Genomic DNA, 12,252 nt, shown 5'->3' with positions numbered 1-12,252 from the left:
GGCGACGTGCTCCCCGGGTTCAGCAGCCGCAGGGTGGATCCAGCCTAACGATCGCGATCAACGCGGTCGACCGGATATCCAGGGGGCGCCGGGGTCACGGGCATGTGTCGCGGATCACTCGGGGGCGTGGCCGGACAGGCGGCGGGTGAGCTCCGCGGACGCCTCCCGTACGCGGGCGGCGATGTCCGGCCACTCGTCCTCGCTCCGCGACTCGCGGCGGAACGTCACGGTGATCGCGGCGGCGGGCCGGCCGACGTGGTCGAAGCTGCACGCCGCGATGCTGGCGAACCCCTCGGTCACGTGGCCGTCCTCGATCGCCCAGCCGCGCCGGGCGTCCTCGGCGAGCAGCCGGCGCAGCTCCCGCAGGGACTTCGGCCCGGTGCCGGTGCGGTCGACGAAGGTCCCGGGGAACAGCGCGCGGACCTGCGCGGCCGGCAGGTGGGCCAGCATCGACCGGCCGCTGGCGGTGAGGTACGCCGGCAGCCGTACGCCGACGTCGGTGACCAGGGTCGCGTGGTGGCGGGGCTGCTCCTTCAGCAGGTACAGCGTCTCGGCGCCGTGCAGGACGCCGAGCTGGCCGATCTCGCCGAGCCGGTCGACGAGGCGGACGAGGAGCGGGCGGGCCAGCCGTTCGAGGGGGCCCTGCCGCAGGTACGCCGAGCCGATCTCGAACGCCGTCACGCCCAGGCCCCACAGCCGGTCCTCGGGCAGGTAGGTGACGAAGCCGTCCTCGGCCATGGCGGTGAGCAGGTGGTACGTGCTGGACCGCGGCAGCGCGAGCTCCCGGGCGATCGCGGACGCGGCGAGCGGCCGGGCGGACGACGCGAGCAGCCGGAGCACGGCCAGCGCGCGCCGCGCCGCGGGGACCTGGTCGGCGGCCATTCCAAGAGTCTCGCATCTCAGACATCAGCACGGCCCCCCGGGTCCCGGTCGCCGGACGGGTCGAGTCCAATAGAGGCATGGATACGACCAATGGTGCGTCTGTCGACGTCGGGGTGGGGCCGCTCGCCTTCGACCAGGTCGTGGCCGTCGCCCGGCACGGCGCGCGGATCGCGCTGACCGATGAGGCCCTCAAGGCGATCGCCGTCGCCCGGGCGCACGTCGACGAGCTCGCCGCGCGGCCGACGCCCGCGTACGGCATCTCGACCGGCTTCGGCGCGCTGGCCACCCGGCACATCCACGAGGACCTGCGGGCCAAGCTGCAGCTGAACATCGTCCGCTCGCACGCCGCCGGCTCAGGGCCGGAGGTGGAGGCCGAGGTCGTCCGGGCGATGATGCTGCTGCGGCTGAGCACGCTCGCCACCGGGCGTACGGGCGTGCGGACGGTGACCGCCGAGACCCTCGCCGCGCTGCTCAACGCGGGGATCACGCCGATCGTGCACGAGTACGGCAGCCTCGGGTGCTCCGGCGACCTGGCGCCGCTCTCGCATGTGGCCCTCGCCCTGATCGGCGAGGGCGAGGTGCGCGACGCCGACGGGCGGCTGCGCCCCGCCGCCGAGGCGCTCGCCGAGGCGGGCATCGAACCGCTGAGCCTCGTCGCCAAGGAGGGCCTGGCCCTGCTCAACGGTACCGACGGCATGCTCGGCATGCTCGTGCTGGCCATCGAGGACCTGCGCCGGCTGCTCAAGGCCGCCGACGTCGCCGCCGCGATGAGCGTCGAGGCGCAGCTCGGCACCGACCGGGTCTTCGCCGCCGACCTGCAGGAGCTCCGGCCGCATCCGGGCCAGGGCGTCAGCGCCGCCAACCTGCGGGCCCTGCTCGCCGACTCGGCCATCATGGAGTCGCACCGGGGCCCCGACTGCACCCGCGTTCAGGACGCGTACTCGCTGCGCTGCTCGCCGCAGGTGCACGGCGCCGCCCGCGACACCCTCGACCACGCCGCCCTCGTCGCCTCGCGCGAGCTGACCTCCGCGATCGACAACCCGGTCGTGCTGCCGGACGGCCGGGTCGAGTCCAACGGCAACTTCCACGGCGCGCCCGTCGCGTACGTGCTGGACTTCCTCGCGATCCCGGTCGCGGACGTCGCGTCGATCTCCGAGCGCCGCAGCGACCGGATGCTCGACGTCGCCCGGTCGCACGGGCTGCCGGCGTTCCTCGCGGACGACCCGGGCGTGGACTCCGGCCACATGATCGCGCAGTACACCCAGGCGGGCATCGTCTCGGAGCTGAAGCGGCTCGCGGTCCCGGCGAGCGTCGACTCGATCCCCAGCTCCGCCATGCAGGAGGACCACGTCTCGATGGGCTGGAGCGGCGCGCGCAAGCTGCGCCGGGCCGTCGACGGCCTGACCCGCGTCATCGCCATCGAGATCCTGACCGCCGCCCGCGCCCTCGACCTGCGCGCCCCGCTGCGTCCCGGGCCGGCCACCGGCGCGGTGGTCACCGCCCTGCGCTCCCGCGTGCCCGCACCCGGACCGGACCGCTACCTGGCTCCGGAGATCGCCGCCGCGGTCGACCTCGTCCGCGACGGTTCCCTCGTCGCCGCCGCCGAATCCGTCACCGGCCCGCTGGCCTGAGTAAAGGAGACAGAGAAGAATGGGTCCTCGTCCCGTCCGCGCGCCGCGCGGCACGACGCTGAGCGCCAAGGGCTGGCAGCAGGAGGCCGCCCTGCGCATGCTCATGAACAACCTCGACCCGGAGGTGGCCGAGCACCCCGACGAGCTGATCGTGTACGGCGGGTCCGGCCGGGCGGCGCGCTCGTGGGACGCGTTCGACGCGATGGTCCGCTCCTTGCGGTCTTTGGAAGCCGACGAGACGCTGCTCGTCCAGTCCGGCAAGCCGGTCGGCGTCATGCGCACCCACGAGTGGGCGCCGCGCGTGCTCATCGCCAACTCCAACCTCGTCCCGCAGTGGGCGACCTGGGAGGAGTTCCGCCGCCTGGAGGCGCTCGGGCTCACGATGTACGGCCAGATGACCGCCGGGTCGTGGATCTACATCGGCACGCAGGGCATCCTCCAGGGCACGTACGAGACGTTCGCGGCGGTGGCCGCGAAGCGGTTCGGCGGCACCCTCGCCGGGACCATCACGCTCACCGCCGGGCTCGGCGGCATGGGCGGCGCGCAGCCGCTCGCCGTCACCATGAACGGCGGCGTCGCGATCTGCGTCGAGTGCGACCCGTCCCGCATCGACCGCCGCGTCGAGCACCGCTACTGCGACGTGCGCGCCGACGACCTCGACGAGGCCCTGCGCCTGGCCGTGGAGGCCCGCGACGCCCGCCGCCCGCTGTCCATCGGCCTGCTCGGCAACGCCGCCGACATCGTGCCGAAGCTGCTGGAGATGGGCGCGCCGATCGACGTCGTCACGGACCAGACCTCGGCCCACGACCCGCTGTCGTACCTGCCGCGCGGCGTCGCGTTCGAGGACATGGCGGACGAGCGCGCCAAGGACCCGGAGGGCTTCACCACCCGCGCCCGCGAGTCGATGGCCGCGCACGTCGAGGCGATGGTCGGATTCCAGGACGCCGGCGCGGAGGTCTTCGACTACGGCAACTCGATCCGCGGTGAGGCGCAGCTCGCCGGGTACACCCGCGCGTTCGACTTCCCCGGCTTCGTCCCCGCCTACATCCGGCCGCTGTTCTGCGAGGGCAAGGGCCCGTTCCGGTGGGCGGCGCTGTCCGGCGACCCGAAGGACATCGCCCGTACGGACAAGGCGATCCTCGACCTGTTCCCCGAGAACGAGCAGCTCGCCCGCTGGATCAAGATGGCGGGGGAGAAGGTCCACTTCCAGGGCCTGCCCGCGCGGATCTGCTGGCTCGGCTACGGCGAGCGCGACCGGGCCGGCCTGGAGTTCAACAAGCTCGTGGAGACCGGCGAGATCAGCGCCCCGATCGTGATCGGCCGCGACCACCTCGACTCCGGCAGCGTCGCCTCGCCGTACCGCGAGACCGAGGGCATGGCCGACGGCTCCGACGCGATCGCCGACTGGCCACTGCTGAACGCCCTGGTCAACGCCTCTTCTGGTGCGTCCTGGGTGTCGATCCACCACGGCGGCGGCGTCGGCATCGGCCGGTCCATCCACGCCGGGCAGGTGTCGGTGGCCGACGGCACGCCGCTCGCCGCGCAGAAGCTCGAGCGGGTGCTGACCAACGACCCGGGGATGGGCGTCATCCGGCACGTCGACGCCGGCTACGACCGCGCCGACGAGGTCGCGGCCGAGCGCGGCGTCCGTGTCCCGATGAATGAGGACACCGCGCGTCCCGAGTGAGGAGACGGGCGGCGGTAAGGCGTCACCACCCCCGGCCAGGCCCCCTCCGCCAGCGACCTTTGCTCTGCTCACCCCCGGTAGGCATCGGAACGATCCAGGTGCATACTCCGCGTGAGCAGAGCAAAGGCGGCCGGAGGCGTGGGCCGGGGATCGTGTGAGGAGAGGCGATGGGCTACGAAGAGATGTGGCGGGAGCTGCTCCCGATCGGGCGCGTCTCCGGCGGCGGCTACCGGCGGTTCTCCTGGACGGCCGCCGACCGGGAGTGCCGCGCCTGGTTCGCCGAGGAGGCGGGCCGGCGAGGGCTGACCGTGGAGGAGGACCGCAACGGCAACCTCTTCGCCTGGTGGGACGTTCCCGGAGGCCGCCGCGACGCCGTGCTGACCGGTAGTCACCTGGACTCCGTGCCGGACGGCGGCGCGTTCGACGGGCCGCTCGGCGTCGTGTCGGCCCTGGCCGCGGTCGACCTGCTGCGCGAGCGCGGCGTGACGCCGGCCCGGCCGCTGGGGATCGCCGTCTTCGCCGAGGAGGAGGGCGCCCGGTTCGGCGTCGCCTGCCTCGGCTCCCGTCTGCTGACCGGTGCCATCGACCCGGTACGGGCCCGCGCCCTGCGCGACGGCGACGGCGTGACCTGGGCCGACGCCATGTCCGCCGACGGGCGCGACCCCGAGGCGATCGGCCCGGACCCCGACCTCCTCGCGGGCGTCGGCTGCTTCGTCGAGCTCCACGTCGAACAGGGCCGGGCCCTCGAGACGCCCGTCGGGGTGGCGAGCGCGATCTGGCCGCACGGCCGCTGGCGGTTCGACTTCACCGGTCAGGGCAACCACGCGGGCACCACCCTGCTGCGAGACCGCCGGGACCCCATGCTGCCGTTCGCGCACACCGTGCTGGCCGCCCGTGACGCCGCCGCCCGTAACGAGGCGGTCGCGACCATGGGCAAGGTCCGCGTCACCCCGAACGGCGTCAACGCCATCCCCTCGGCCGTCCAGGCCTGGCTCGACACCCGCGCGCCGGACGACGCCGCCGTACGCGCGACCGTCGCCGACATCCGCGCCGCCGCCGAGAACGCCGCCCGCGAGCACGGCGTCGAGGTGGCCCTCGCCGAGGAGTCCTACACGCAGGTCGTCGACTTCCACGCGGAGCTGCGCGACCGGCTCGCCAAGGCCCTCGGCGGAGTCCCCGTCCTGCCGACCGGCGCCGGGCACGACGCGGGCATCCTGTCGGCGCACGTCCCCACCGCGATGCTGTTCGTCCGCAACCCCACGGGCGTCTCGCACGCACCCGAGGAGCACGCCGAGACCGCCGACTGCCTCGCCGGCGTCGAGGCGCTCGCCGCCGTCCTGGAAGACCTGGTCACCCCATGAAACCGCACGCCGAGATCGGTGATCGCCTCGCAGGGGGACCTGGTCGGATGAGACTGCATGCCGAACACGCCTGGCTCGGCGACCGCGTCGCGGCCGACGTTCTCCTCGAGGTCGCGGGGGAGCGGCTGGTCCGGGTCACCCCGGGCGTGCCCGCGCCGCCGGACGCCGAACGCCTGCCCGGACTGACCCTGCCCGGCATGGCCAACGTGCACTCCCACGCCTTCCACCGCGCGCTGCGCGGGCGGGTCCAGACGGGCAGGGGCGACTTCTGGACCTGGCGCACCCACATGTACGAGGTCGCGGCCCGGCTCGACCCGGACTCCTACCTGGCGCTGGCCCGGGTGGTGTACGCCGAGATGGCGCTCGCCGGGATCAGCTGCGTCGGCGAGTTCCACTACGTCCACCACGCCCCGGGCGGCACGCCGTACGCCGACCCGAACGCCTTCGGCGCGGCGCTGATGCAGGCCGCCCGCGAGGCCGGCATCCGGATCACGCTGCTCGACGCCTGCTACCTGACCGGCGGGATCGGCAAGGACCTGGAGGGGCCGCAGCTGCGGTTCGGTGACGGCACCGCAGACGCGTGGGCCGAGCGCGTCGAGGACCTGCGCGCCGGCGACCACGCGCGGATCGGCGCCGCCATCCACTCCGTACGCGCCGTGCCCGGCGACCAGATCCGGACCGTCGCCCAGTGGGCCCGCGGGCGCCGCGCCCCGCTGCACGTCCACCTGTCCGAGCAGCCCGCCGAGAACGAGGCGTGCCTGGAGACGTACGGCGTGACGCCCACGCAACTGCTCGCCGACCGGCGTGCGCTCGGCGGCCGGACCGTCGCCGTCCACGCCACTCACCTCACCGCCGATGACATCGGCCTGCTCGGCGCCAGCCAGAGCGGCGTGTGCATGTGCCCGACCACCGAACGCGACCTCGCCGACGGCATCGGGCCGGCCCGCGAGCTGGTCGCGGCCGGGTCGCCGCTGTCGCTCGGCTCCGACCAGCACGCGATGATCGACCTGTTCGAGGAGGCCCGCGCGGTCGAGCTCGACGAACGGCTCCGCACCCGCAGGCGCGGCAACTGGACGGCCGGTGAGCTGCTGGCCGCCGCGACCTGCAACGGCCACTCGGCCCTGGGCTGGTCCGAGGCGGGCCGCATCGAACCGGGCTCGTACGCCGACCTGGTGACCGTGGACCTGGACTCGGTCCGGCTGGCCGGCGCCGCCCCCGGCCACCTCGCCGAGTCGGTCGTCTTCGCCGCCTCTCCGGCCGACGTCCGCCACGTCATGGTCTCCGGGAAGCAGATCGTCCGCGACGGCCGCCATCTCCTCATCGACGACGTCCCCCGTGCCCTGTCCCAGGCGATCAGAGCCCTGACCGACTGACCCGCGGCCACCTGGACCTGCTCGGACGCCCCGGTCGGAACGGACCAGGGCGTCACCGGCGGCAGCGCCGCCGACCCGCGAAACCGGGTCGGTGGCGGGGCGGGAGGCGCCGCCGGGCGACGTCCCGGACCTCCGCGACCCGTCAGGGCTCGAGGTCTGTCACGCCTTTGCCGCTCGCGATGTCGAACGGCACGGAAGCCTGGTCGTGCACGATCAGCCAGGTGCCGTCGATCTTCCGGAAGCAGAAAGTGGCCCGGACCCACATGCCGCTCGTCGCCGTCCCGTTCTGCAGCGTGCCGCTGAGCCGGCCGAAGCAGTGCCCGACCGCCAGATCATCGCCCACGATGACCGCCAGGTCGCGAACCTCATAAGCCACATCCCGGAAGAACGTGAACGCCTTCGTCCAGTTCTTCAATTTCGCGGCTATTCCAACATGCTGCAGCGGCGGCTCGACGTCGAAGGACACGACGTCCGTCGCGTAAAGCTGTTTCAGGCCCTCGAGATCCTTGGCGCGGATTCCCTCGACTATCTTGCCGACCTGCTGCCTGATCTCGGCTTCGGCGACCTCGCGTTGCGTGGGCATCGCCACCCACCCCTTCCATCCGGTGCGGAATCTTGGCTTCTCGCCAGTACGACGAGACAGCACCCCGAGATGTCAGGCGGCGTGGGATCATCCGCCGTTCTCCTGTGGTTCGGCGGTGGTCCAGTTCCAACCGGTGATCGTGGTGCGCATCAGGCGGGCGGCGGCCGACAGATGGCTGTCGGCGCCCCAGAACAGGGTGACCGCGCGACGGCAGTCGGGGCTGTCGACGGCGGTCCAGATGAGCGGGGCGCGGATGGCCGCACGTCGGGCGAAGGCGGGGACGAGACTCACGCCGAGTCCCGCGCTGATCAGGCCGGCGATGGCGCTGAGCTCGTCGACTTCGCAGACGATCTTCGGTGTGAGGTCTCGTGCGGTGAAGAGCCGATCGAACAGGCGCCGTTGCCAGTGCCCCTCGCGGGCGATGATGAACGGCTGGTCAGCGAGCTCGTCGACGCTCACCGACGTACGGCCCGCCAGCGGGTGGTCGAGTGGCGTGCCCACCCCCACCGCCTCATCGAGCAGCCGCACCTGTTCCAGGCCTTCGGCGCGGATCGGCTGGGAGGCGACGCACAGATCGACCTCTTGGGCTCGCAGGCGGCGGGCCATGTCCTCGGCCGGCGACCAGTGGAGTTCGACCTCGACGGAGGGATGAGCGCGCTTGAAATCCGCCAGCGGCCCGGTGAGGGTGAGGAAGGTCTCCGACGCCAGCCGCACGGTGCGCACACCCTCGCTGGTGGCCTCGGCGACGGCTCGCCTGCCCGCCTCGAGCTCGCCCAGCGAGCGTTCGACGTAACCGCGGAAGAGGCCGGCCTCGTTCAGCCGGAGGCGGCCGCCCCGGTCGAACAGCGGCGTGCCGAGCTCGCTCTCCAGCCGGGCGATGGTGCGGCTCAATGACGGCTGGGCGATGCGGAGCTCGTCGGCCGCGCGGCTGAGGTGCTCCAGCCGCGCCACCACGAGGAACTGCCTGAGCGAGTTCAGATCCATGACCCCTCATGCCTTCAGGAGAATAACTGGATAGCAATATTGATCTTAGACAAGATAACTATGGAGTCATAGCGTCTGGAGGCGAACCAAGAACGGAAGGAGGACGCCTCATGGTCACCGGATGGGTGATGCGGGCCCTCGTCAGCGCGCATGTGGTCGCGATCTTCGGCCAGCCCGTGTTCGCCGGCGTGTATCTGAGCGGTGACTACGACGGCCTGCGCTGGCACGCGGCCGGTGCGAACGTCGTCACCTCCATCGGCTATCTGCAGTTGATCGCGGCGATCGTGGTCTGGGTCCGGTCGCGTCAGGCGTGGCCGTTCCTCGCCACACTGGCCCTGGTAGCGGCCGAGACCGTGCAGTACTTCGCCGGGATGGACGGGGCGCTGTGGCTGCACCTTCCGCTGGGCGTGCTGACCATCGTCGGGCTCGTCGTGCTGTTCATCGCCGTCTGGCGGCGGCCGGCCTCACTTGAGGAGGCCGACGTTGCGTGAGCCGACGGTGAACAGGCGCCAGGTGCTGGGCATCGGCGGGGCGCTCGGGCTGATGGCGGGCGCCGGGCTGTCGACCGCGGCCGCGCTGTCCCGCCGGCCGTCGGTCACCGGCGCCGAGTTGCGCAGCGCGGTGCCGCTGCCGCCCGCGTTCCAGGTGCCGTTGCCGCTTCCGTCCGTGCTGAAGCCGGTCAGCACCGCAGGCGGCGTCGACCGGTACGAGATCACCCAGCGCGAGGCGGCCCTGGAGATCCTGCCCGGTGTCAGGACATCGATGTGGACGTACAACGGCACCTTCCCGGGCCCGACGATCGAGGCGCGCCGAGGCCGGCCGATCACCGTGACGCACCGCAACGAACTGCCCGTGCCGACCGTCGTGCACCTGCACGGGGGACGGAACACGCCGAGGTCCGACGGATACCCGACCGACCTCGTCCTGCCCGACGGCTGGCCGGACCCCGCCCACACGATGCCCGGCATGCAGGGGATGAGCGGCATGCAGGGGATGGGCGGCATGCAGGGGATGGGCGGCATGCACGGGATGCGTGATCCGCGGGCGGTGGTGACCAGGCTGACGCGGGACTACGCGTTCCCGATGGATCAGCGGCCGACACTGCTCTGGTACCACGACCACCGGATGGACTTCACCGCCCCCGCGATCTGGCGGGGACTCGCCGGGCTGCAGATCGTGCGCGACGACGCCGAGGACTCGCTCGGTCTGCCCGCCGGGCGGCGCGAGCTGCCGCTCATGATCGCGGACCGTGCGTTCGCCGCCGACGGCGGCCTCGACTATCCCGCTCTCGACCCCACCCTGCGGGAGCGGCCGGGCGTCCGCGGGGCCTACCTCGCCGGAGTGCTCGGTGACGTGATCCTGGTCAACGGCGCCCCGTGGCCCGTGCACGAGGTCGACGCGGCCCGGTACCGGCTGCGCATCCTGAACGCCTCCAACGCCCGGCACTACGAGCTCGAGGCGGTCACCGACGACGGCGCCGGCTCGATCTCGTCCAGGTCGGCGCCGACCAGGGACTGCTCGCGGCGCCGGTCGCCCACCGGTCCCTGCCGATCGCGCCGGCGGAACGCTACGACGTGGTCATCGACTTCTCCGGCGTCCCGGTCGGCGGCCGTGTCCGGATCGTCAACCGGCTCGGCTCCGGCCGTACCCGCGACGTGATGGCCTTCCGGGTCGTGCGCAAGGCCGCCGACGACAGCCGCGTCCCGCGAACCCTCGCGAACGACCTGCCGGCCTGGCGCCGGTCGGACGCCACGCGGGTACGCGACTTCGCGTTCCGCGCAGGGCGGATGCACGGCGGTCACGGCTGGCTGATCGGCGGCAAGCCGTTCGACCCCGCCCGCTCCGACGTCACCACCCGTCTCGGCGACGTCGAGGTGTGGCGGCTGGTCGCCGACGCCCACCACCCCGTCCACCTGCACCTGGTCGGCTTCCGTGTGCTCTCACGCGGCGGGAAGAGGCCGTTGCCGCACGACGCGGGCCTCAAGGACACCGTCTCGCTGCGGCCGGGCGAATCGGCGGAGATCATCACCCGCTTCGACGGCTACCGCGGCCGTTACCTCTTCCACTGCCACAACGCCGAACACGAGGACATGGGCATGATGGCCAACCTCGAGATCATCTGACAAGCTTCGCGGAACCGGCCGGCGGCGCCGATGTGCCGGACGCGGGTCAGGGGAGCGGCGTCTGCCGGACCGCGTCGAGGGAGGAGATCGCCGGTCTGCGCAGCAGGTCCGCCAGGTCGGGACGGGGCGTGCCGGCCCATCCGGACCGGAAGGCGCCGTAGTAGGCGATCAGCATCTCGACCGCCGCCTGCGGCCACCCGGCCGCCGTCCACTGGGCGCGGCACTCCTCGTCCGAGGCCGGGCGGTAGCGGATCTCCCGGCCGGCCAGCGTGCTCGCGAGAGACGCCAGGTCATGCCAGCCGATCGCGTCCGGGCCAGTCAGCTCGTAGGTACGGCCGTCGTGGCCCGCCTCGATGAGGACGTTGGCGGTCGCCTCCGCGAGGTCCGTGACGGCCGCGGGCGTGGCGCGGGCGTCGCCGGCCGGGGCGGTGAGGGCGCCGGTGTCCATCGACGACCGGACGTCGCGGGCGAGGGACGCCGCCATGCCGTACGTCATGCGCAGGATCGTCCACCCGGTGCCGGACGTCGCGACGAGCTTCTCCGCCGCGGCGAAGTCACGGACGAAGTCGAGCGGACAGCGGTCCAGGTCCTGCCAGCCGGTGAACACGATGCGGCCGGCGCCTGCTGTCACCGCGGCGTCGACGGCGGCCGTGTGCTGCCGGGCGCGGGTCTCGGACGCGGTGCCGTAGTTGGTGGCGTTGATCAGGACCGTGGTGGCTCCGGCGAAGGCGTCCCGGAGCGTCTCGGGCCGGTCGAAGTCGCCGTGGCGCACCCGGACGCCCTGTTCGGAGAGCCGGGCCGCCTGGGCGGGGTCGCGGACGCTGACGGCCAGCTCACCGGCCGGCGTCCGGGCCAGGAGATGGTCGATGACGAGGCGGCCGAGGGGGCCGTTCGCACCGGTTACAACGATCACGAGATCTCCCATGGGGATCGACTAAAGTGGGGCGTGCGCCCCGCTTAGGAATATACGGGGCGCTCGCCCCGTTTACAACGCATTCTGAGGGAGCCATGCCGGACGACACATCAGCCGACGCCCGAAAGCGCAGGTCACCACGCGCGGACGCGCTCCGGAACAGGCAACGGGTCCTGTCCGCCGCCCGTGAGGCCTTCGCCGCCGAGGGGCCGTCGGTCAGCCTCGACGACATCGCCCGCCGTGCGGGAGTGGGCGCCGGCACGGTGCACCGTCATTTCCCGACCAAGGACGAACTGCTCAAGGCGGTCATCGTCGACCGGCTGGAGGAGCTGACGACGGCCGCGCGAGGGTTCGCCGACGCCGCCGATCCGGGGGAGGCGTTCTTCGCCTTCCTGCGGCAACTGACCGCCGAGTCGCGGCACAACCTCGCCGTCTCGACCGCGCTGACCGACCCGTCGGACATCGGCGACGTCCTCGAGGTCGGCCGTGGCCTGCAGGAGGCCGTGGCGGTCCTCCTCTCCCGCGCGCAGGCGGCCGGGGCCGTCCGGCCGGACATCGACGCGGACGGGCTCCACGCGATCATCGCCGGGGTGCTCACCATGGAGCAGCGTCTCCCGCCCGGTTCGGAGGGCCTGGGCCTGACGGTCGTCGTCGACGGCCTGCGGCCGGCGAGTACCCGCCGTCCGGCGTGACCTACCGCTGATGCGATGAGGTC

Annotated in this window: 12 protein-coding genes; 8 read left to right on the top strand and 4 right to left on the bottom strand. The window is 72.8% G+C overall.

The annotated features are described in order from the left end of the window. Positions 1-114 precede the first annotated feature (114 nt). Complete coding sequence (locus ACYVF7_RS48040) at positions 115-882, bottom strand: IclR family transcriptional regulator (protein WP_460352926.1); 768 nt, start codon at positions 880-882, stop codon at positions 115-117. A 77-nt stretch (positions 883-959) separates the two neighbouring features. Here ACYVF7_RS48040 and hutH point away from each other — a divergent pair, with 77 nt between their 5' ends. From hutH to ACYVF7_RS48020, 4 genes are all read left to right on the top strand, one after another. Beyond that, positions 960-2,513: a histidine ammonia-lyase gene (gene hutH, locus ACYVF7_RS48035; protein WP_460352924.1), complete on the top strand. Its 1,554-nt coding sequence runs from the start codon at positions 960-962 to the stop codon at positions 2,511-2,513. Positions 2,514-2,532: 19 nt separating this feature from the next. After that, positions 2,533-4,200: a urocanate hydratase gene (gene hutU, locus ACYVF7_RS48030; protein WP_460352923.1), complete on the top strand. Its 1,668-nt coding sequence runs from the start codon at positions 2,533-2,535 to the stop codon at positions 4,198-4,200. Positions 4,201-4,367: 167 nt separating this feature from the next. Further along, a complete protein-coding gene (locus ACYVF7_RS48025; RefSeq protein ID WP_460352921.1) occupies positions 4,368-5,561 on the top strand; it encodes an allantoate amidohydrolase in 1,194 nt (397 codons plus the stop codon). Between the two features lie 47 nt (positions 5,562-5,608). Beyond that, the gene (locus ACYVF7_RS48020) at positions 5,609-6,934 is read left to right on the top strand and encodes a formimidoylglutamate deiminase (RefSeq protein ID WP_460352920.1); all 1,326 of its coding nucleotides are present in this window, start codon (positions 5,609-5,611) and stop codon (positions 6,932-6,934) included. Between the two features lie 142 nt (positions 6,935-7,076). Here ACYVF7_RS48020 and ACYVF7_RS48015 read toward each other — a convergent pair whose 3' ends face one another. Next, complete coding sequence (locus tag ACYVF7_RS48015; RefSeq protein WP_460358514.1) at positions 7,077-7,517, bottom strand: YybH family protein; 441 nt, start codon at positions 7,515-7,517, stop codon at positions 7,077-7,079. A gap of 87 nt (positions 7,518-7,604) precedes the next feature. Continuing rightward, positions 7,605-8,501, bottom strand: a complete 897-nt coding sequence (locus ACYVF7_RS48010) for a LysR family transcriptional regulator (protein ID WP_460352918.1) — start codon at positions 8,499-8,501, stop codon at positions 7,605-7,607. A 110-nt stretch (positions 8,502-8,611) separates the two neighbouring features. Between ACYVF7_RS48010 and ACYVF7_RS48005 the strand changes: the two genes are divergently transcribed. From ACYVF7_RS48005 to ACYVF7_RS47995, 3 genes are read left to right on the top strand one after another with little or no spacing between them, the layout of a single operon-like run. Further along, entirely contained in the window at positions 8,612-8,992 is a 381-nt protein-coding gene (locus ACYVF7_RS48005) for a hypothetical protein (RefSeq protein WP_460352917.1), read from the top strand. Next, positions 8,985-10,160, top strand: a complete 1,176-nt coding sequence (locus ACYVF7_RS48000) for a multicopper oxidase family protein (RefSeq protein ID WP_460352916.1) — start codon at positions 8,985-8,987, stop codon at positions 10,158-10,160. The genes ACYVF7_RS48005 and ACYVF7_RS48000 overlap by 8 nt, the downstream gene beginning before the upstream one ends. After that, entirely contained in the window at positions 10,076-10,624 is a 549-nt protein-coding gene (locus ACYVF7_RS47995) for a multicopper oxidase family protein (RefSeq protein WP_460352915.1), read from the top strand. The genes ACYVF7_RS48000 and ACYVF7_RS47995 overlap by 85 nt, the downstream gene beginning before the upstream one ends. A 46-nt stretch (positions 10,625-10,670) precedes the next feature. On the opposite strand, the gene ACYVF7_RS47990 is transcribed toward ACYVF7_RS47995, so the two are convergent. Continuing rightward, positions 10,671-11,537, bottom strand: a complete 867-nt coding sequence (locus ACYVF7_RS47990; RefSeq protein ID WP_460352913.1) for an NAD(P)H-binding protein — start codon at positions 11,535-11,537, stop codon at positions 10,671-10,673. Between the two features lie 95 nt (positions 11,538-11,632). Between ACYVF7_RS47990 and ACYVF7_RS47985 the strand changes: the two genes are divergently transcribed. Then, the gene (locus ACYVF7_RS47985; protein WP_460352912.1) at positions 11,633-12,229 is read left to right on the top strand and encodes a TetR/AcrR family transcriptional regulator; all 597 of its coding nucleotides are present in this window, start codon (positions 11,633-11,635) and stop codon (positions 12,227-12,229) included. Positions 12,230-12,252: the final 23 nt, after the last annotated feature.

This window comes from Actinoallomurus acanthiterrae (assembly GCF_054775715.1).
The sequence above is the reverse complement of the archived record's forward strand: the minus strand, read 5'-3'. Positions and strand labels throughout refer to the sequence as shown.